Raw genomic sequence first — 20406 nt, 5'->3', positions numbered from 1 at the left:
CGGTTCCAATTTTTTGTATATTAGATTGGAGTATGAATATTATGCATACCTGTTTGGGTAAATTTTAAAACAGGGAGGACCGCTTAATTGGGGAAGAATATGAAGGTATAAAGGTAAAAATCAGAGTCCATCTTTATGATCTTCAAAAGTACCCATGACAATATCTTTTCAATAATGAGATTACGCATTGATTTGTACTTTTGTTATTGCTTTTTCATGGGGACATTCCTCACGCAATATAGAGCGTCATTGTGTAGTATATTTATGCGCTTGTTATAAAGCAATATCGTTCAATGTTTTTAAATCCATTTCACGAGCATAGCCTATAAATAGTATAACGATGATTCTATGGTGAACTACCATCTTTATACCTATAAGAAAGTCAGTCTTTAATGTTGCGATAACCCTCGCATTTGAGAATATTAATAAGAGGTATTTTTATTCCTTTTTTAAGTGTTGTGATTCATACATTAATTCTGCTTGTGATATACAGCAAGTGATTTACATTGATTTAATATAAGAGGGTTTAAGACAAGAAAATCTTACTGTCTTTGAAGTTATTGTTGAATATGACAAATAATTATTTATGATTATAAATCAATATGTTATTTATTTTTGATCATAAATGCTCGTTTTTATATATTGCTGATTTATGTTCAATTTGGGCAATGATTTACATATAGTTGATTCATAAAAACACAGTTTTTTTAAATTACTTGTAGGTAGTCTATTATAAAAAAACTTTAATGAAAGAATATCTATTTTTTTGATTTTAAGCGACTTTTTTATTAAGAGACAAGAATTATCAAATATCTATAAGAAGAATAGGGGATGAGAAACTTTCTTTCTCTAGTGATTGCATTCAAAAAGATATTCAGTGAAAGAGGCAGTAACCTCATTATCTTTTAATAAAAACGATTAGAATTAGAAGATGAATGATGCAAAGAGAATGATCATGACTTCTGAGTATCAAGGTCATTAAAACGTCTTAAAAAGGCGTTTTCAATTTGTTGTGTGGAATTGGGTTGTAAATCGAGATCATCGCCCAAAATATTGTCTGGGGAACCAAAATAGCGAAGGGCTTCTTCTGTATTAAATCCAGCAAGCGTAGTAGCTTCGTGGAATGCAGCAATACGGTCAGCTTGTTTAATTTTTTTTAAGAGCTTTTGAGAAGGATTAATAGGGAGAGAAAAACGCATGTGTATAGCATCTTGTATGCGTTTTTCGATGATCTCATATTGTTTTCCAATGACAGCTTTGAAGGGCGAAATAATATCACCAATAACATATTCTGGTGCATCATGTAAAAGAGCATACAGACGTTCAGTGTTGCGCGATTGAGGACAAAGTTTTTGAAATATTTGTTCTACTAACAGTGAATGCTGTGCAACAGAGTAGGAATGGTTGCCTTGCGTTTGTCCGTTCCAACGCGCAACTCGGGCAAGCCCATGAGCAATATCTTCGATTTCAATATCAAAAGGAGAAGGATTGAGGAGATCAAGTCGCCGGCCAGAAAGCATTCTTTGCCAAGCGCGTGCTTCTCCATTTTTTGATAATTCAGCTTTAGCCATTAGTGTGTTTCCACAGTGTCTTCAGAGAAGGTAAAATTCATATTCTCAGGAATGTTTATGGTGACGGAAATATCGTTTACTGTAAAGGGAATACTATTATCTATAGCTTCTTTAACATGGTCAATACGTGTTAAAAGGAGAGCTTCGTTTGCCGCACATGTTCCCAAATAACCCAGTACTTTGCTTCCTGCTTTAATGCTGGAACCTGGAGTTAATTTATGTTGGCTTTTTACAACTAAAATGCGACGGCGTATTGTGCGACGATGGTGCATTCGCGAAACAATTTCTTGTCCAATATAACACCCCTTGTTGAAGGAGAGTCCATTAATTTGATCATAATTAATATCATGCGGAAAGACTTTTCCTATTTCATAATCTTTATCGCTTTCCGCAATTGCATAACGAACACGCAATTGATTCCAATAATCATGATATTCTGAAATCAAAAAAGCTGTTGGTCCATAGGAGCGTATCATTTTTTCTTTTTTAGGAAAGCGTTTATCAATAAAACTTGAATCAAAATTTAAACTATTTGATTCATTATTCCAAGAAACTGTTACAAGTTCTTGTAATGGCTGTGTAATTCCTACTTTTTTATGCAGTTTATAGAGAAGCAGCCGTTTATAGAGAATATCAGCTAAAGGTGCAATAATATCAATTAGATAACCGTCTTCTCTTTTTCCGATAAGAAAATCAGCAATAATTTTTCCTTGTGGGGATAAAAGAGCTCCAGGAAAAATTTCTTGTTGGCCGATTTTTGTTACATCTGTTGTGATAAGAACCTGCAGAAAATCTGTTGCTTCTTCACCTGTAACTTTAATAATCTTGCGGTTTTTTAAGAGCATGGCATTTTGTTTTTCAATCATGGTTCTTGCCTTTCTAGCCAAAGTTACATAATCGATAAAGAAAGATATGTAAGAGGAGCACGGCTATGTTTAAAACATTTGATACAATTTTAAAAGGCGCAACAGTTGTGAATCATGATGGAAGTGGTAAGCGTGATATCGGTATTACAAATGGTCGTATTGCTGAAATTGGTGATCTTACATGTGCATCTGCTGGAGAAGTTATTGATTGTACAGAGTTACATATTTTGCCGGGGATTATTGATAGTCAAGTTCATTTTCGCGAGCCGGGCAATGAACATAAGGAAGATTTAGAAAGTGGTTCCTATTCTGCGGTGTTAGGGGGGGTTACATCAGTATTTGAAATGCCTAATACCAATCCATTAACGACATCGGAAGAAGCATTGTCTGATAAAGTAAAACGTGGATTTCACCGAATGCATTGTGATTTTGCATTTTGGGTTGGTGGAACGCGTGAAAATGCACATGCACTCTCTGAGTTAGAAAGGTTGCCTGGTGCTGCTGGAATTAAAGTGTTCATGGGTTCTTCTACAGGTGATCTATTAGTAGATGATGATGAAAGTGTACGTTTTATTTTGGAAAATACACGTCGTCGTGCGGCGTTTCATTCTGAAGATGAGGAAAGGCTTAGAGAACGTAAAATATTGCGTATTGAAGGAGATGCATCATCGCATCCGATTTGGCGGGATGAGATTGCAGCATTAAAATGTACACAACGTTTGGTAAAAATCGCACACGAAACGAAGGCCAGAATTCATATTTTACATCTTTCTACTGCCGAAGAAATTGATTTTCTAAAAAAACATAAGGATGTAGCAACAATTGAGGTTACGCAGCATCATTTGACGTTAACGGCCCATGATTATCAGCGCTTTGGTACATTAATTCAAATGAATCCACCGATCCGTGAGAGTCGCCACTGTGAAGCTCTTTGGTATGGTGTTCAGCAAGGTATCGTTGATGTGTTAGGTTCTGATCATGCTCCTCATACCATTGAAGAAAAACAACAGCCTTACCCTGCTTCCCCTTCAGGCATGACAGGTGTGCAAACAACAGCAGCAATAATGCTAACACATGTCAATGCAGGAAAGATATCTCTTGAACGTTTTGTTGATCTCACCTCGCATGGTCCTAGCCGCATTTTTGGTATAAGTTGTAAAGGACGCATTGCTGTTGGATATGACGCTGACTTAACCATTGTTGACTTGAAAAGGGAAGAAATGATTACCAATGCATTGATTGGTTCACGTGCAGGTTGGACGCCCTATGATGGTAAAAAGGTTAAAGGCTGGCCTGTTGGAACCATTATTCGTGGTATGCGTGTTATGTGGGAAGGGGAAATTGTTACACCTTCACAAGGCGAACCTGTTAAATTTGTAGAAACTTTGGTGTGACAAAATAAAATTGGTGGTTATTCTATGAAATAATTTCATTTACATAAAGGGTTTTTATGGTGATTTATCGGATAAATATAAAACCATGTTGAGGAGCTATTCTTCAAGAGTTACTATGTTTCTAAAAAAGCAGGTTCATTGTTCTCGTTATTTTTTGTCAATAGGATAATTCAAATCGAAGGTTTGGTCATTTGGGACAGGTTGGTTATTATAATGCGTCAGAAGATTTTCAGATAAGGATCTTCCTTCTTTCATATATTTTTGATTTGCTTCAATGGCTGATTGGGTACAATGATGATAATTTTCTGAAAAAGCACGATACGCGTCATTAAATGCTGCGTAAAAATAAGCGCGTCTTTGTGGCATTGGTTGTTCTGCTTCAATCAGCATATTCATATAATCATACCATTGATTTGTTGGCGTACCACAAAGATTTTGTAAAGAGTGTAGAGCCCCAAAAATTTCTGCTAGCCGTAATAATTTTGTCTCATAGGGTGGCGATTGTTGTGCAAAAGTAGGGGGTAAAGCAAAAAGCAATATAAAAAAAATAATTTTTATCAATATATTACGCATTCATTGTTACTGCCATAAATTTCCATACGATTACCATTGTAAACAAAATGATGCGGATAAAAGAGCTTGTGCATCGTTACCAAGAGAAGACAATTATAAAATTTAGGGCATGAAAGAGAAAAAGGAAAGCCTCATGGGGATATTGCCAATTCTGAGAAAGTTTTGTGTGGTTAAAAATTTCAGTTTTTTGCACATAATCCATTTTTGTATGAATTTACAATATATTGCCTATTGTAGATTTTCTTCTATGATAACGTCCTTATTAAAAAAATATGGATCAATAGAATAGCCCAATCAAATAAAATGGATTGTTTTTCTAACAGATGGTGGATACAGCCTAGGTAAAATGGGGGAGCTATAAGAATTTTACATGACCTGTATAAAAGCTTTAGCTTAAACCATGTAATGCAGTGATTTTTGGTAAAGTTCGCTTGGAGGGGCAGCGAGTCATATCGTTAACGGAGTATAATGATGAGTGAGTTGCGATTTTATAATACACTTACACGTAAAAAAGAAATTTTTACACCGATAGATGCAACAAACGTGCGTCTTTATGTTTGTGGACCAACAGTTTACGATTATGCGCATATAGGAAATGCACGTCCTGTAATTGTTTTTGATATTTTATTTCGTTTATTGCGTTATATTTATGGCAATGAGCATGTTGTATATGCGCGCAATATTACAGATGTGGATGATAAAATTAATGCACGAGCAGCCCACGAATATCCAGAGTTAGTACTTAATGAAGCTATTCGCCGATTGAGTGAGTGTACCTATTCTCAATTTCAACAAGATACAATGGCACTTGGCTGTCTTTTACCGACCAGCCAACCACGCGCAACCGATCATTTAGAGGAAATGCGCTGTTTGATTGAAAGGTTGATTGAAAAAGGGCACGCTTATAAAGCCGAAAATCATATATTATTTTCTGTAAGTAGCATAAAAAATCATCCCCATTATGGATCATTTGCAAAACGCTCGTTGGAAGAAATGAGAGCAGGTGCACGTGTCGATGTTGCTGCTTATAAAAGAGAGGAGATGGATTTTGTTTTGTGGAAGCCTTCTGTGGAGGGAGAACCAGGTTGGGCATCACCAGCAGGAATTTCTGTTTTAGGACGTCCAGGTTGGCATATTGAATGTTCTGCAATGTCGATGGCAAAGTTATTAGAGCCCTATGGTGGTGGTCTGAACTGTAATAATCCGATAGCAAATATTTTTGATATCCATGGTGGTGGGATTGATTTGATGTTTCCTCATCATGAAAATGAGATTGCACAAAGTTGTTCAGCTTTTGGAACTGAGCGAATGGCTAACTTTTGGATGCATAACGGCTTTTTGCAAGTTGAAGGCAAAAAGATGTCAAAAAGCCTTGGCAATTTCATTACTATTCGTTCGATTTTAGAGAGTGATTTTTTTGAATTTAATAATGTGTTAACCGATAAAATAAAGCAAAATTGGGCGGGTTTATCTGCACGTTTTTCAATGTTGCAAACGCATTATCGTGAACCATTAAATTGGACAGCTCAGCGTTTATCCCACTCTAGTAGTGAACTTTATCGTTGGTATGAGTTACTTCGCTGTGAAAGAGAGAAGGTGAACAATAATGAAGTGGTTGATGACACTTTGATAAGCGCACTAAGTGATGATTTAAATACTCCGAATGCATTTGCTCTTTTGCGAAAGTTTTATAAAACAGGGGACATTGTTTCTTTAGCAAATGGAATGAATTTATTTGGGCTGTTGCATCAAGAGTGGGTAGGGGATGTGGAGTGTCCATTGTTTACGCGACAAGCCTCTCTTGATACAAAATTTATTGATCTGCGCATTGCCGAAAGGCTACGACTTATCCATAATAAAGAGTGGGAAGCTGCGGATACAATTCGTGATGAGCTAGCAGCCGAGGGGATTATTTTACAAGATAAAAAAGATCCACAGACTGGTAAGCGTATAACTATGTGGGAAGTGAAGAGATTATGATTGTCCTATTCCAGCAGCTCTCATAAACAAGGGAGAATGTGATGGAATTTGTATATAGTTATGGATATGTTGCACTTAAATTAGCTGTAGGTCTTTTTGCTTTTCTATTTATTTTAAGAACGACGGGTCGCGGTAGTCTTAGTCAGATGACCCCCGTTGATTTGGTGAGCAATTTTGTAATGGGGGGTATTATTGGTGGCGTTATTTATAATCCCAATATTAGTAGTATTCGGTTATTGATTGTTTTATGTATTTGGCAAGCTTTGGTTACAGCTCTTAATTTTTTTGCACGTTATTCGGTTTTTTTTCGTCGCCTTGTTGCCGGAAGAAATGTCACGTTAGTTTTAGATGGTGTCTTTCAAATAGATAAAATTGAGAATTTGGGTCTCAGCGTTAATGATTTAATTACAATGTTGCGCATTAAAGGTTGTAGTTTACACGAAGCTGCCTTTGTTCGTTTAGAAACCAATGGCGATTGCACCATTATTAAAAAGGAAGAAGGTAAAAAATCTACTATTCTAATAGAAAATGGTGAAGTTATTGAAGAAGGACTTAAAGAGATTGGTAAATCAAAGACATGGCTTCAAGCAGAATTGAAAAAAAAGCGTATCAAGGTTGAAAGTTTATTTGCAGCAGAATGGTATGAGCATACAGATCAAAATAATAAACTGTATAAGGGATTATTTCTTGTTCCTTTTTCAAAAAAAGTCTAACCTCAAATGCTTAAGGAGATAGAGCTTATTGGAAGCGATAGAAGAGATGATATGACCAATAAGCAACAACAGGGGAGATCTTATTAGTACCTGTTGAGTAGATGATAAAGAAGTAAAGGCTTTATGAAACGTAATAAAACAATAAAAACTGTATCGTCAGAAACAGGTCAGACATTCCACACACTTTACAATTTATGGCCTTATATGTGGCCAGCGGATCGGCGTGATCTGAAAGTACGTGTTCTATGGGCAGTATTTTACCTTATTTTAGCCAAGCTATTTCTCATCTTGGTACCGTATTTTTTTAAATATGCTACGAATACGCTTGATGCGAACTTTAATCTGCCAGTATGGCTTTCATCCAGCTGGATTATTCCCATCATGCTCGTTTTAGCATATAATATCGCGCGCATTGTTCAGTCCGCATTAAATCAATTACGCGATTCTCTGTTTGCAACCGTTGGTCAACATGCTATTCGTCAACTTGCCTATAAGACTTTTGTACATGTTCATGGATTGTCTTTGCGATTTCATTTAGAAAAACGAACTGGTGGACTTTCTCGTGTAATTGAGCGTGGTACAAAAGGAATTGAAGCCATTGTTAGATTTTCAATTCTCAATACGGTGCCAACGGTTTTAGAGTTCATTTTAACAGCATTTGTCTTTTATATCAACTATGGGTGGTATTATGTCTCCATAGTCGTAATAATGGTTTGTTTATATACTTGGTTTACGATTAAGGCGAGTGATTGGCGTATTCGTATTCGGCAAGAAATGAACACAGCAGATACAGAGGCTAATACGCGTGCTGTAGATTCCCTTTTGAATTTTGAAACAGTTAAATATTTTTGCAATGAATCTCTAGAAGCGGATCGATTTGATTCTTCTATGGCAAATTATGAAAAAGCAGCAACGAAAATTTGGACATCATTAAGCTGGCTTAATTTTGGTCAGGCTCTTATTTTTGGTATTGGAATGACTATTCTGATGTTGATGTCAGCTTACGAAGTTTTTTATAAGACACAAACTTTAGGAGATTTTGTTTTTATTAATGCACTTTTAATACAGCTTTCTATTCCATTAAATTTTATTGGTTCGATTTATCGTGATATTCGGCAAGGGTTAACTGATATTGAAGCCATGTTTGATCTTTTAGATGTTAAGCAGGAAATCGTTGATAAATCAGATTCTCAGCCGTTGGTAGTGGACGGTGGTAATATTCGGTTTAATCGGGTAAATTTCTCCTATGATTCGTCTCGCCAGATACTCAAAGATATCAGTTTTGAGATTCCTAGAGGGAAAACAGTTGCCATTGTTGGTCCATCAGGCGCTGGTAAATCAACTATTTCTCGACTACTTTTTCGTTTTTACGATGTTAACGCAGGCTCTATTACAATTGATGGACAAGATATCCGTGATGTAACGCAAAAAAGTTTACGTGAAGCTATTGGAATGGTGCCCCAAGACACAGTATTATTTAATGATACAATAGCCTATAATATCTGCTATGGGCGTCCCAGTGCGACAGATGAAGAGATGCGCAAAGCTGCTGAAATGGCACAGATATCAAAATTTATTGAAATGCTTCCGGAAGGCTTTCAATCTATGGTAGGTGAACGCGGACTTAAACTCTCAGGGGGAGAAAAGCAACGTGTGGCTATTGCTCGGACATTGTTAAAAGCTCCCCCTCTTCTTATTTTGGATGAAGCAACCGCAGCTCTTGATACGGCAACGGAACAGGAAATTCAACAGGCATTGGATATTGTTAGCCGTGGGCGTACTACATTGATCATTGCACACCGTCTTTCTACCATTATAAATGCTGATGAAATTTTGGTTCTCAAAAATGGTCGTATTATTGAAAATGGGACACATGCAGAGCTCTTACGTAAAAAAGGTCTATATGCTTCCATGTGGAATAAACAGCTTGAAGCATCCCAAGCTGAAGAGAAATTACGTAAAATGCGTGAAGAAGATGAAATGGGCGTTGTTAATCGTAAAAAATAAGCTGCGAAAAATGTGATTTGTGACTATATGGAGTGACTAGTTTCGTACAGAAAGGAATAATGAGGAACAAAAAGGTTTATGACTTATTTAGGTTATACGATGAATAGGAAATTATATGAGTATTCTACAATCTATCCATAATGGTTTTACGCCAATCCATAAAGAAGGTTATCCTTTTATTGTAGCGTTTTTTATTGTTTCGCTTATTCTTGGTTGGATATGGGGGCCATTATTTTGGTGTGGTCTTATTCTTACCGTGTGGTGTATATATTTTTTCCGTGATCCAGATCGTGTGATTCCTTTGAATTCCGATTGGATTATGTCTCCTGCTGATGGGCGTATCTCGTTTGTTGAGCCATGTATTCCACCAGAAGAATTGGGATTAGGTAAAGAAGAGATGATCCGTATTTCTGTGTTTATGGATATTTTTTCATGCCATATTAACCGTATTCCCATAAGTGGTACAATAGAGTCTATCGTTTATCGTCCAGGCCGGTTTATCAACGCTGAACTTGATAAGGCTAGCCAATTTAATGAGCGTAATGGGATGGTGATTGATAGCAAACATGGTAAAATTGGTATGGTACAGATAGCTGGAATGGTTGCTCGGCGGATTGTTTGTTGGGCGAAAGAAAATGATTCCGTTACAGTTGGAGAGCGATTTGGATTGATTCGTTTTGGTTCTCGTCTTGACATTTATATACCCGCTGAAGTGAAGTTGCGCGTTGCAGTTGGCCAAGTAGCAGTTGCTGGAGAAACAGTGTTAGGTTCTTTTGATGAGAAAAGTACTACCACTGACTTTAGATTCGATTAGGGCGAACAATGAAAAATTTTTCGTTATTTTCTTCATTTAATCCTGAAGGACAACATGATGATGTTGCAAATCGGTGGCGTTCACCTACACCAATGCGGTATGTTGTTCCCAATATCATCACTATTTTAGCGATTTGTGCAGGAATGAGCAGTATTCGTTTAGCTTTTGAGCATCGTTATGAGGGAGCTATCTTAATGGTGCTTTTAGCAGCAGTTTTAGATGGTGTTGATGGCCGTATTGCTCGTTTGATAGATGGGACTTCATCTTTTGGAGCACAGATGGATTCTCTTGCTGATGTGGTTAATTTTGGTGTTGCACCTGCACTTATTGTTTATTCCTTTGTTTTAACTCAAGCGCACCAAGTTGGTTGGGTCGCGGCACTTGTCTATTGCGTTGCTTGTTGTTTGCGATTAGCACGCTTTAATGTGATGTTAGATAATCCTGATATACCCAAATGGAAAGAAAGTTATTTTGTGGGTGTTCCTGCACCAGCGGGAGCGTTATTGCTTTTGTTACCTATGTATTTAGGAGCTCTTGGTTTGACTCCAAGTTGGAGTTGGGCATTATTTTTTAGCCTTTATACTGTGATTATTGCGTTTCTTTTGGTTAGCCGTTTACCAGTATGGAATGCAAAAACAATTGGTCAAAATCTAAGACGTGATGTTGTCGTACCATGCATGTTGGGAATGGTTATTTATGTAGGTTTTCTTGCAACCTACACATGGTACACTTTATTGGTCACAGCCATTGGCTATATGATCTTTCTTCCTTGTAGTTTTGTGGCTTATAATAAACGAGCTATTTTGGAAGAAAAAAAAGACAATGTTAAAACTATCCAAGAATCATAGGCTTATTTTCAAAAGAGTTAGGAAAAGTAGAGGAGAATTCAATTCAGGTTGATTATTTCTCTTACGACGAGTAATACCTAGTTGCTTTGTTCATTCATGAATTTATTTTAAAGAGACTTTTTTGTTTCTTCTAATCTTGCTTCACGATGGTGATCGTAAAAGATATAAAGCCGCTGTTTATTGTGCATCCCTATCTGTACGCTACAAGCTAGCGTCATCATTGTATTTATCAGTTTTCAATGTTGTGATTTCTTTTGCATTTAGATGCTTTATGGGAGCGATATTGTTTTTTATTTCTGAGACGACCTTTATCATCAGGCCATTACCTGTTATGGCGTGTGAAAGAAATTTTTTATTTTATAACTAAGAAAGCTTAAAGTGGCAGGCTTTTGACTGTATTTGGCATTATCATGGAAGTTTTTAAAAAATACTTTTATAAATCAGTTCATTAAGTTAATCAGGAGTATGATAATCCATAAAACGATTTTTACGGACATTAAAGAGTTTGCCTGTTTCTTTTAAATCAGGTGAGGATAAATGTACGATCTTTGCAGCGACTTCTCGTGGTGAAGGGAGAGTTTGAGGATCTTCACCGGGCATGGCTTGTGCACGCATAGCAGTGCGTGTTGCACCAGGATCAACACAATTAATCTTGATAGGTGTTTGTTTTAGTTCTTCTGCCCAACAACGTGCAAGAACTTCTAAAGCGGCTTTAGAAGCTGCATAAGGTCCCCAGAAAGCGCGTGCAACATGAGCAACGCTTGAAGATAAGAGAATTGCTCGTCCAGCATCAGATTGACGCAATAAAGGTTCAACAGCTTTCATTAAACGCCATTGGCTGATAAGGTTTATTTGAAAAACATCTTCAAGGACCGTATTGTCAGTATGAGCTATTGGTGAAAGTGTTCCAAGAATTCCTGCATTTGCGACCATAATATCAAGCTTTTGCCAGCGTTTAGCGATTGAAACACTAAGAGTATCGATATTTTCCATATGATGCAAGTCAAGAGGAACAAGTGTTGCACGAGCACCTTTTTTTTGAATTTGATTATCAAGTTCAGTAAGTCCACTAACCGTGCGTGCAAGGGCGATAATATGAGCACCTCGTGTTGCGAGTTCTAAAGATAAATGGTAGCCAATACCTTTCGAAGCACCTGTAACAAGTGCCACGCGACCAACAAGACTAAAATCAAATTTTTTCATTATTAATTTCTTGTTTTAAGGACAGATGGTTGGCGAATTTGAGGGATGTTTTCTTGATCAACTAAATGTGTAGGATAACTTCCGGTAAAATAATGGTCAGTAAATTGTGGATCAGCATTATTTCGTTTTTCTCCTGATACAGCAAGATATAGACCGTCTGTTGAAAGAAATTCTAACGAGTCAGCTCCAACAAAATGACACATAGATTTTAAGTCTGGATATTGATTCGCTAACAAGCTTTCAATATTAGGTGTATCAATACCATAAAAATCAGGATAGAAAATCATAGGGCTAGAAATGCGCATATGAACTTCTTTTGCACCTGCATCACGGAGCATTCGTACAATTTTGAGGGAGGTCGTTCCGCGCACAATAGAGTCATCAACCAGAATAACGCGTTTGCCTTTGATGACAGAACGATTTGCAGAATGTTTTAACTTCACTCCAAAAGCACGAATTTGTTGCGTTGGTTCTATAAAAGTACGGCCAACATAGTGATTTCGAATAATACCAAGTTCAAAAGGAATGCCAATTTCTTGTGCATAGCCAATTGCAGCAGGTGTTCCACCATCGGGAACGGGAACCACAACATCACCCTCACAAGGTGCTTCCTGTGCTAAATGAATCCCCATGTTTTTACGTACAGTGTAGACATTTCGTCCTCCAACAATTGAATCAGGACGCGCAAAATAAACATATTCAAAAAGGCAAAGTTTTTCTGGTTTTTCACTTTCTGATTTTATTATTTTTTTAGTAATTTCTCCATTTTTTTGTATTTCACATATGATAATTTCCCCATTTTTGACATCACGCACATATTTTGCTCCAATAATGTCAAGGGCACATGTTTCAGAACAGAAGATTGGTTTACCATCAAGTTCTCCCATTACAAGGGGTCTAATACCTATTGGATCTCGTGCAGCAATAAGCTTGGTGCGTGTGAGCGCTAACATAGCATATCCCCCTTCCACTTGCCGAATAGCATCAACAAAACGATCAGAAGATGATTCATAGCGTGAACGAGCAATAAGATGGAGAAAAACCTCTGAATCTGATGTTGATTGACAGATAGCCCCCGAGGCAATTAGTTCGCGACGTAATGTAAGACCATTGGTGAGATTGCCATTATGGGCAATTGCAATACCTCCAGCTTTTAATTCCGCAAAAAGGGGCTGAACATTGCGTAACGCTATTTCTCCAGTTGTTGAATAACGGGTATGCCCGATAGCACGATTTCCCGGTAAACGAGCAAGGGTTGCAGGATTTGTATAATGGTCACCAACAAGGCCTAGATGCTTTTCTTGATGAAACATTTTATTATGATAAGAAACAATTCCAGCTGCTTCTTGTCCACGATGTTGAAGTGCATGAAGTCCAAGAGCTGTTAATGTTGCTGCATCTTCATGCCCAAGAATACCAAAAACTCCACATTCTTCATGAAGGGTATCGTCATCCAATAAAAAATCCTGACAGGAAATGTCACTTTTTGTCATCATATTCTTTCGGTTGTAATATCAGGAATGATTATATCATATTCATATGTTATTTGAAACGTTGTATCCGTAACAAACTATTTTCCATTTTGCTGAATTATTTTTTCATGAGAATGCTTATCCTGTGTATGAATATCGTCTTTTTTAAAAAAATTTTCAGCCTTTTCAAGAACAGTATCGAGATTTTTAGGCAGTCTTTCCCAAACTTTTTGTCCCAATGAATCTAAGATGGGTTTTGTTGTGGCATTTTTTAACCAATTTGCTTGGTTTTCTGGCTTTACAAGTGCATTAAGAAGCAACATGCCGATAACTACAATGAATAAACCGCGAAGCGCTCCAAAAACAAAACCGATAATACGATCAAGGATACCAATACGACTATCAATAATAAAATCGGAGATCTTCATTGTAATAATTGAAGTAATAATAAGAACAATAATAAAAATCGTGATCAATGTTGTGATCAATGCAATCATTTTATTAGAGAGATATTGTTCAAAAAAGGGCAATACAGGTTTGAACAAAAAGAGTGTAGCAATAGCTGCAAGTGCCCAAGAAACCAATGACAGCACCTCACGTGAAAATCCTCGGAGCATAGCGAGAAAAGCGGAAAACAGGATGACTGCTACGACAATTCCATCAAGGACTGTTATGATCATTTGTTTGTTCCTTATACATAAAGTTGTATTCTTTTAAGTGAGTATACAAATGCGTTTCTTGTTATGCCATTTTTTATTCTTATAGCAAGGGTCTTTTATCTTTTGTAGAGTTTTTTCTATATTATGATATCTGTTACGTAGAGCATTTTCTACCTGCAGTAAGTGCTGCAACAAGCTCGGGAAGATCAGAGAATGTTCTTTGTTGAAAATTGAGCAATTTCATTGTCTTAGTTGTTGTTGTGGGTTGAACAGCTCCTTGAAACCCTAGTTTTTTTGCTTCATTGATGCGTTGTTTTGAATGCGCAACAGCACGGGTTGCTCCTGAAAGACTGATTTCACCGAAATAGACATAATTTGTTGGAAGAGGAATGTTAGCAAAAGAGGATACCAAAGCTGCTGCAACGGCTAAGTCTGCGGCTGGTTCTGATATGCGATATCCGCCTGCAACATTAAGGTAGACATCGTGTTGTCCAAAGCGAATACCGCAATGCGCTTCTAAAACAGCAAGAATCATTGAAAGACGATTTCCATCCCATCCCACAACAGCACGTCGTGGTGTTCCAAGTGAAGAGGGAGCAACAAGCGCTTGAATTTCTACGAGTATCGGGCGTGTTCCTTCCATTCCTGCAAAAACAGCAGATCCTGGTGCTTTTTCATTTCGTTCACCTAAAAATAGCTCTGATGGATTAGCGACTTCCCGTAATCCTTTATCAGACATTTCAAAAACACCAATTTCATCTGTTGGCCCAAAGCGGTTTTTAACAGTTCTAAGGATTCGATAATGATGTCCACCTTCACCTTCAAAATAGAGAACAGCATCAACCATATGTTCGACAACACGAGGGCCAGCGATTTGCCCATCTTTTGTCACATGACCAACAAGAATAACAGCTGCTCCTGTTTTTTTAGCAAAGCGGATCATTGTTTGAGCACTGATGCGTACTTGTGTGACAGTACCAGGCGCTGAATCGGCTGCATCTGACCATAGAGTTTGAATAGAATCGATAATGACCATATCGAGATTTCTATGTTCGCTTAAGGTTGCAAGAATATCTTCAACATTTGTTTCAGCAGCAAGTTTAACCTTGGTATTGGCAGCTCCAAGTCTTTGGGCACGCAGACAAATTTGTGCAATAGCTTCTTCGCCTGAAACATAGATGATATTATATCCCTTTTGCGATAAAGTTGCAGCTGTTTGTGTGAGTAAGGTTGATTTACCAATACCTGGGTCGCCGCCAACAAGGAGTGCAGATCCACGCACAAATCCTCCACCTGTTACACGATCAAGTTCAGCAATACCAGAATGAATACGTGGAGCATCTTTAAGATTTCCAGAAAGAGATGTAAGAGGAATTACACGCCCTTTACGGATATTTTGTATAGGACCAGTGCCAATACCTCCATTCAGATTTTCTTCAACAAGAGAGTTCCATTCGCCACAAGAATTACATTTTCCAGCCCAACGTGAATAGATGGTTCCACAATTTTGGCAGATAAATTGAGTCCGGCTGCGTGCCATGATGATTTAACCAATTTGTTCTGGAAGATAATGACTATCTGCCAGATCACTAAAGCGTGTGAAATCAGACTGAAAAGCAAGAGGAACGGTTCCTGTTGGGCCGTGGCGTTGTTTTGCAATAATAACGTCGGCTTTTCCCATAATTTTATCCATTTCATCTTGCCATTTTGTATGTTCAAAAGTGCCTAATTTGGGTTCTTCATTTTTGAAATAATATTCTTCACGATAGACGAAAATGACGATGTCTGCATCTTGTTCAATCGAACCAGATTCACGTAAGTCTGAGAGTTGTGGTCGTTTATCGGTTCTATTTTCAACTTGGCGCGAAAGTTGTGAAAGAGCAATGATAGGAATATTCAGTTCTTTCGCCAATGCTTTTAATCCTGTGGTAATTTCTGTAATTTCCTGAACACGATTTTCTGAAGAACGTTTTGAGCCACTTGTCATAAGTTGAATATAGTCAATAAATAAGACATCCAAACCATGTTGCCGTTTGAGACGCCGTGCACGGGCAGCCAGTTGCGTAATTGATATGCCACCAGTTTGATCGATATAAAGTGGTGCTTTTTGTAAACGATTCATAGCGCGAATAATTTTAGAAAACTGCTCTTCTGAAATATTTCCACGACGGATATCAGAAGAAGAAACCTCTGTTTGTTCGGAAATAATGCGGGTTGCAAGTTGTTCTGATGACATTTCCAGCGAGAAGAAACCAACAATACCTCCTTCATTTTCTTGTATTTTGCGATCACGATTACAAGCATTAGCAATATTAAAGGCAATATTGGTAGCCAGTGATGTCTTTCCCATACCAGGACGCCCTGCTAGGATAATAAGGTCGGATGCCTGTAGCCCTCCCATTTTTTCATCAAGTGTTTTAATGTGAGTAGCTATTCCTGATAAGTGGGAAGAACGCTTTTTGGCAGCACTTGCCATGTCAACAGCTTTTTTGATAGCTTCATCAAAATTTTCAAATCCCCCTCCATATTTTCCTTTTTCTGCTAATTCGAACAACTGTTGTTCAACAGTTTCAATTTGTTTAGATGGTGTGAACTCTACAGGAGCATCAAAGGCTGTATTGACAACTTGAGTTCCGAGATTAATCAAGGAGCGTCGGATAAAAAGATCATAAATGACACGTCCATAATCTTCAGTATTAATAATTGTTACTGCTTCTTTTGCTAAACGAACAACATAATTATATACAGTGATATCGCCAATTTTTTCGTCAGCAGGAATAAAGGGCTTGATGGTAACCGGATCTGCAATTTTTCCTTTTTTGATAAGATGAGATAAAACATCGTAAATTTTTTGATGCAGTGGTTCAAAAAAATGTTCAGGTTTTAGAAAATCTGAAACGCGATCATGCGCATCATTATTGATGAGAAGTGCACCAAGCAACGCTTGTTCAGCTTCAATATTATGCGGGAGTTGTTGAAAAGAAGAGTTTTCTTCTTTTGGAGCAGGACTGAAGTTGACAATGCTTGTTTCTTCCATAACGATTTTTTCCACTAAAATTTCACCTTTAGCTATTTTAGGTTCTCAATTGAGTACTGTATACTAAAAGGATATAAAATGAGACCGTCCTTTTAAGTTAAGATAACATTTTTAATTTTTGGAGCCTCTTTTCAATTGCTGATTCACTGTCTGTATATTACCGATAACATCTTATTCCTTTATATTTTATTTTTATAATGTGGAAATTTTAGAGAATATATAAATTTTTCAGATTGCACTTTATGATGTTAAAAGAAAGTACAAGGCTATGTCTCGGGTATTTTGATATTATGTCATTTGAATATCAGTATGAGTAAAATAACTTTTTATGATCAAAATTATTTTAAATTATGGAGGGATGTTGTTGATTTACTGCTTCATTTTATGCGAACATCACTCTTTTGACGAGTAGAAATTTAAACAATTTTTCGTTTCTACTTTAACAAAATGGCAGGTAAGAATATTTTTCTCTTACCGCGTTTATAGTTTTTTGTATAGAATATTTATACTAGATTCTAGATACTGCTTTTCGATAAGAATAGAATTTATTTAATAATAAAACATCAAAGCACTCAACTTCCTTGGTTGAGTGCTTTGATAAAGTATCAATTTCTTAAACAATGTAAAATGTAAGAAAGATAAAAGAACAATTAAGCTTCTTCATTAACACTGTCTGTATCATTTTCATTATTTTTTTCTGTTAATAATTCTTCCTGTTTTTCCTCTATCAACTCTTCTTGAACATCATAGATTGCTTCAGCAGAAGTTAAATTTTCACCTTCTGCTTGTCGTTGTGCTTCACTGGCTGAGCGTGCAACATTGATGGTTACAGAAATTTGAACTTCAGGGTGTAAGCTAATAGTAATAGTATGAAGGCCGATAGTCTTTATTGGATGGTTAAGTTCAACTTGATTTCTACTAATAGAAAAACCTTCATTTGTTATAATTTCAGAAATATCACGTGTTGACACAGAACCGTAAAGTTGCCCTGTTTCACCAGCTGAACGGACGGCAACAAATGATTTATCATCGAGTTTTTCGGCAACTTTCTGTGCTTCGCTTTTGCGTTCAAGATTACGCGCTTCAAGTTGTGCACGTTGTATTTCAAAACGTTTTTTATTAGCTTCATTTGCACGTAAAGCCTTACCTTGAGGTAAAAGAAAATTACGTGCATAACCATCTTTAACTGAGACAATATCACCCATTTGACCAAGACGAGGAATGCGTTCAAGTAGAATAATATCCATAGTTTTTCCTTTCGAACAAATAAATTTAATGAAGTTTTTTGCGTGATTGAAAGTTGTATTGAATAGCTGCCCAAATACCCATTAAAAGCATCATGAAAGAAATAGGGGGAGCAAAAACGACGGTTAAAATGGCAATATACACAAGAGAAAGTATAATAATTCGTCCATTAATTCCTTTCGTAATATTATGGAGATATGCGAGGCCACTGATCGATATGATGACAGTGTATGCAGTGCTAAAAACACGTGTACTCAAATTAACAGGAGGACTCAATTCAATCATTGATGCTATGCAAACAATAATGAAAATAAAAATTCCAGAGATTGGCAGACGGAGAGTTTGGCTCCAATCATCGCGTGGTCTCTTTAACCATTTCATATGTTGTGCTGTTATCATTGAAAAATACAAATTACCAATGAGAAAAATCAAACTATAAATAGTCAAAGCAATAGCAGTAAAAGTTGCCGCATGTGTTATTAAAAACGCACTAAAAGCGTGTATATCAGTTTCCTTAATTGATCCTGATTGTTGCATAGCTTGTGCTATGTTTTCAGTGATTTTTTCTACAATAAGGGGAGTGGATGGACGGGTTTGGATATAAAATCCGATGAAGGTTGCTATAAGAGCGATAAAATTAGTTAAATGAAAAATGACCGATGACAACGGATACCATATCAGAATATTTTCCTTTTGTGTTAGCCGTGCAAGCCCAAGAAGCCAAGAAGCGTAGACAGCAGGAAGGAAAAATAATAGCATAAAGCCAAGAGCAATGTAGATATTAGTGGTGATAATAAGAACAACAGTGGCAATGATCAGCGCAACGATGCTAGCAAATGTTCCTTGACCAAATGCAACAATGAAAAGTGGTAATGAAAGAAAGCAGCCAAGAAGAAGAGAAAAATAAGGAGCAATATTTGCGACACTGATAATTGCCATGCCTATTACAACAGCAAACAATCCCGCTAAAGTACCAGTCATTATTTTATAGACATGAAGGTTTTCCATTTTTTGCTGTCCTGCTTTCTGCAGTTAGAGGCATTACAATGCCCCAACTTTTGGTACTTTATAGATTTTAATATAGCCTATAATCAGGCTATATCGTTAAATACATAAGAAAACTGGGGAATTCCCCCAGTTGGAAAGTTTATCTTATAACGTATGGGAGCAAGCCTAGAAAACGAGCACGTTTAATAGCATTCGCCAACTCGCGTTGCTTTTTCTGACTAACAGCTGTAATTCTTGAAGGAACAATTTTTCCTCGTTCTGAAATATAACGCTGTAACAACTTGACATCTTTATAATCAATTTTAGGAGCATTCGCACCAGAAAATGGACATGTCTTACGACGACGGTGAAAGGGACGACGCGCTGCAGTTTGATTAATATCAGTCATCATTCTATTCCTTCTATAGCATCCTCACGTTGATGACGTGAGGAGCGAGAACGCTCTTCATCTTGACCAATGTGATTATTACGATCAAGGCGTGAAAACGCAATAGATTTCTCTTTTTCGTGTTTTTCTACACGAATAGTCATGTAACGCAAAATATCCTCATTAATACGCATTTGACGTTCAACTTCAGCAATTGCTGCTGCTGGTGCATCAATATTAACCAGCACATAATAAGCTTTACGGTTTTTGCGAATACGATATGCGAGGGGACGTAGCCCCCAATTTTCTACACGCCCAACTTTTCCTCCGTGCGTTTCAATGACACCTTTGTAAACATTCAAAAGTTCATCGATTTGTTGCGGAGCAATATCCTGTCGGGCAAGGAACATATGTTCATAAAGAGCCATTGTTTTGCCTTTCTTCAACTAAACTTTACCGGTTTTAGCGCAAAGCCTCTGCGACTTGTCTTTTTTGGAGATACCAAAGAAGAAAGGACGCGTTTACAATTTGAGACATTCGAGAGCGGAGACACAGGAGGTCGAAAACCTTGTGTTTTCTACTGGTCACTATCCAGTCCTCCGTTCAATCCCCAGCTAAAGTGCCGGCAACAAACATTTGACATTTACAG

General features: G+C 37.2%; 18 protein-coding genes. 6 read left to right on the top strand and 12 right to left on the bottom strand.

Features of this window, described 5'->3' with window-relative positions:
- Positions 1–953: 953 nt before the first annotated feature.
- Positions 954–1571, bottom strand: a complete 618-nt coding sequence (locus ABD917_RS02300) for a YfbR-like 5'-deoxynucleotidase (protein ID WP_345118472.1) — start codon at positions 1569–1571, stop codon at positions 954–956.
- On the bottom strand, positions 1571–2437 hold the full coding sequence (gene ygfZ / locus ABD917_RS02295; protein WP_345118471.1) for a CAF17-like 4Fe-4S cluster assembly/insertion protein YgfZ: 867 nt from the start codon (positions 2435–2437) through the stop codon (positions 1571–1573). Before ygfZ ends, ABD917_RS02300 begins: the two co-directional genes overlap by 1 nt.
- Positions 2438–2502: 65 nt before the next feature.
- Between ygfZ and ABD917_RS02290 the strand changes: the two genes are divergently transcribed.
- Positions 2503–3831, top strand: coding sequence for a dihydroorotase (locus tag ABD917_RS02290; RefSeq protein WP_345118469.1), 1329 nt, complete (start codon positions 2503–2505; stop codon positions 3829–3831).
- Between the two features lie 147 nt (positions 3832–3978).
- On the opposite strand, the gene ABD917_RS02285 is transcribed toward ABD917_RS02290, so the two are convergent.
- Positions 3979–4404 (bottom strand): TIGR02301 family protein, encoded by a 426-nt coding sequence (locus ABD917_RS02285; protein ID WP_345118468.1) that lies wholly within the window; start codon positions 4402–4404, stop codon positions 3979–3981.
- A 471-nt stretch (positions 4405–4875) separates the two neighbouring features.
- Here ABD917_RS02285 and cysS point away from each other — a divergent pair, with 471 nt between their 5' ends.
- The 5 genes from cysS to pssA all read left to right on the top strand — a co-directional run bounded on the left by cysS (position 4876) and on the right by pssA (position 10766).
- Positions 4876–6384 carry a cysteine--tRNA ligase gene (cysS, locus tag ABD917_RS02280; protein ID WP_345118631.1) on the top strand — a complete coding sequence of 503 codons (1509 nt, stop codon included), beginning with the start codon at positions 4876–4878 and terminating at the stop codon, positions 6382–6384.
- A gap of 41 nt (positions 6385–6425) precedes the next feature.
- A complete protein-coding gene (locus tag ABD917_RS02275; protein WP_345118467.1) occupies positions 6426–7097 on the top strand; it encodes a DUF421 domain-containing protein in 672 nt (223 codons plus the stop codon).
- A gap of 123 nt (positions 7098–7220) precedes the next feature.
- A complete protein-coding gene (locus tag ABD917_RS02270; protein ID WP_345118466.1) occupies positions 7221–9104 on the top strand; it encodes an ABCB family ABC transporter ATP-binding protein/permease in 1884 nt (627 codons plus the stop codon).
- Between the two features lie 115 nt (positions 9105–9219).
- Positions 9220–9918 (top strand): phosphatidylserine decarboxylase, encoded by a 699-nt coding sequence (locus ABD917_RS02265; RefSeq protein ID WP_345118465.1) that lies wholly within the window; start codon positions 9220–9222, stop codon positions 9916–9918.
- Positions 9919–9926: 8 nt separating this feature from the next.
- Complete coding sequence (pssA, locus tag ABD917_RS02260; protein ID WP_345118464.1) at positions 9927–10766, top strand: CDP-diacylglycerol--serine O-phosphatidyltransferase; 840 nt, start codon at positions 9927–9929, stop codon at positions 10764–10766.
- Positions 10767–11219: 453 nt separating this feature from the next.
- On the opposite strand, the gene ABD917_RS02255 is transcribed toward pssA, so the two are convergent.
- The 9 genes from ABD917_RS02255 to rpsF form a co-directional block, all read right to left on the bottom strand.
- Positions 11220–11969, bottom strand: coding sequence for an SDR family NAD(P)-dependent oxidoreductase (locus tag ABD917_RS02255; RefSeq protein ID WP_345118463.1), 750 nt, complete (start codon positions 11967–11969; stop codon positions 11220–11222).
- Positions 11970–11971: 2 nt separating this feature from the next.
- A complete protein-coding gene (gene purF / locus ABD917_RS02250) occupies positions 11972–13465 on the bottom strand; it encodes an amidophosphoribosyltransferase (protein WP_425548540.1) in 1494 nt (497 codons plus the stop codon).
- Between the two features lie 74 nt (positions 13466–13539).
- The gene (locus tag ABD917_RS02245; protein WP_345118462.1) at positions 13540–14121 is read right to left on the bottom strand and encodes a CvpA family protein; all 582 of its coding nucleotides are present in this window, start codon (positions 14119–14121) and stop codon (positions 13540–13542) included.
- A 133-nt stretch (positions 14122–14254) separates the two neighbouring features.
- A complete protein-coding gene (gene radA, locus ABD917_RS02240; RefSeq protein WP_345118461.1) occupies positions 14255–15640 on the bottom strand; it encodes a DNA repair protein RadA in 1386 nt (461 codons plus the stop codon).
- 6 nt (positions 15641–15646) lie between these two features.
- The gene (locus ABD917_RS02235) at positions 15647–17137 is read right to left on the bottom strand and encodes a replicative DNA helicase (protein WP_345118629.1); all 1491 of its coding nucleotides are present in this window, start codon (positions 17135–17137) and stop codon (positions 15647–15649) included.
- Between the two features lie 650 nt (positions 17138–17787).
- A complete protein-coding gene (rplI, locus tag ABD917_RS02230; protein ID WP_345118460.1) occupies positions 17788–18384 on the bottom strand; it encodes a 50S ribosomal protein L9 in 597 nt (198 codons plus the stop codon).
- A gap of 25 nt (positions 18385–18409) precedes the next feature.
- Positions 18410–19390 (bottom strand): hypothetical protein, encoded by a 981-nt coding sequence (locus ABD917_RS02225; RefSeq protein ID WP_345118459.1) that lies wholly within the window; start codon positions 19388–19390, stop codon positions 18410–18412.
- A gap of 139 nt (positions 19391–19529) precedes the next feature.
- On the bottom strand, positions 19530–19778 hold the full coding sequence (gene rpsR, locus ABD917_RS02220; RefSeq protein WP_005865668.1) for a 30S ribosomal protein S18: 249 nt from the start codon (positions 19776–19778) through the stop codon (positions 19530–19532).
- The gene (rpsF, locus tag ABD917_RS02215; protein WP_345118458.1) at positions 19778–20185 is read right to left on the bottom strand and encodes a 30S ribosomal protein S6; all 408 of its coding nucleotides are present in this window, start codon (positions 20183–20185) and stop codon (positions 19778–19780) included. Before rpsF ends, rpsR begins: the two co-directional genes overlap by 1 nt.
- Between the last annotated feature and the right edge of the window lie 221 nt (positions 20186–20406).

Origin of the sequence: Bartonella pachyuromydis, assembly GCF_039543065.1 — a bacterium.
In the GTDB taxonomy this organism is placed as follows: domain Bacteria; phylum Pseudomonadota; class Alphaproteobacteria; order Rhizobiales; family Rhizobiaceae; genus Bartonella; species Bartonella pachyuromydis.
The sequence above is the reverse complement of the archived record's forward strand: the minus strand, read 5'-3'. Positions and strand labels throughout refer to the sequence as shown.

Coding starts and splice junctions, on each gene's coding strand:
- ABD917_RS02300 (WP_345118472.1), bottom strand. CDS start 1,571: ATGGCTAAAGCTGAATTATCAAAAAATGGAGAAGCACGCGCTTGGCAA.
- ygfZ (WP_345118471.1), bottom strand. CDS start 2,437: ATGATTGAAAAACAAAATGCCATGCTCTTAAAAAACCGCAAGATTATT.
- ABD917_RS02290 (WP_345118469.1), top strand. CDS start 2,503: ATGTTTAAAACATTTGATACAATTTTAAAAGGCGCAACAGTTGTGAAT.
- ABD917_RS02285 (WP_345118468.1), bottom strand. CDS start 4,404: ATGCGTAATATATTGATAAAAATTATTTTTTTTATATTGCTTTTTGCT.
- cysS (WP_345118631.1), top strand. CDS start 4,876: ATGAGTGAGTTGCGATTTTATAATACACTTACACGTAAAAAAGAAATT.
- ABD917_RS02275 (WP_345118467.1), top strand. CDS start 6,426: ATGGAATTTGTATATAGTTATGGATATGTTGCACTTAAATTAGCTGTA.
- ABD917_RS02270 (WP_345118466.1), top strand. CDS start 7,221: ATGAAACGTAATAAAACAATAAAAACTGTATCGTCAGAAACAGGTCAG.
- ABD917_RS02265 (WP_345118465.1), top strand. CDS start 9,220: ATGAGTATTCTACAATCTATCCATAATGGTTTTACGCCAATCCATAAA.
- pssA (WP_345118464.1), top strand. CDS start 9,927: ATGAAAAATTTTTCGTTATTTTCTTCATTTAATCCTGAAGGACAACAT.
- ABD917_RS02255 (WP_345118463.1), bottom strand. CDS start 11,969: ATGAAAAAATTTGATTTTAGTCTTGTTGGTCGCGTGGCACTTGTTACA.
- purF (WP_425548540.1), bottom strand. CDS start 13,465: ATGATGACAAAAAGTGACATTTCCTGTCAGGATTTTTTATTGGATGAC.
- ABD917_RS02245 (WP_345118462.1), bottom strand. CDS start 14,121: ATGATCATAACAGTCCTTGATGGAATTGTCGTAGCAGTCATCCTGTTT.
- radA (WP_345118461.1), bottom strand. CDS start 15,640: ATGGCACGCAGCCGGACTCAATTTATCTGCCAAAATTGTGGAACCATC.
- ABD917_RS02235 (WP_345118629.1), bottom strand. CDS start 17,137: ATGGAAGAAACAAGCATTGTCAACTTCAGTCCTGCTCCAAAAGAAGAA.
- rplI (WP_345118460.1), bottom strand. CDS start 18,384: ATGGATATTATTCTACTTGAACGCATTCCTCGTCTTGGTCAAATGGGT.
- ABD917_RS02225 (WP_345118459.1), bottom strand. CDS start 19,390: ATGGAAAACCTTCATGTCTATAAAATAATGACTGGTACTTTAGCGGGA.
- rpsR (WP_005865668.1), bottom strand. CDS start 19,778: ATGACTGATATTAATCAAACTGCAGCGCGTCGTCCCTTTCACCGTCGT.
- rpsF (WP_345118458.1), bottom strand. CDS start 20,185: ATGGCTCTTTATGAACATATGTTCCTTGCCCGACAGGATATTGCTCCG.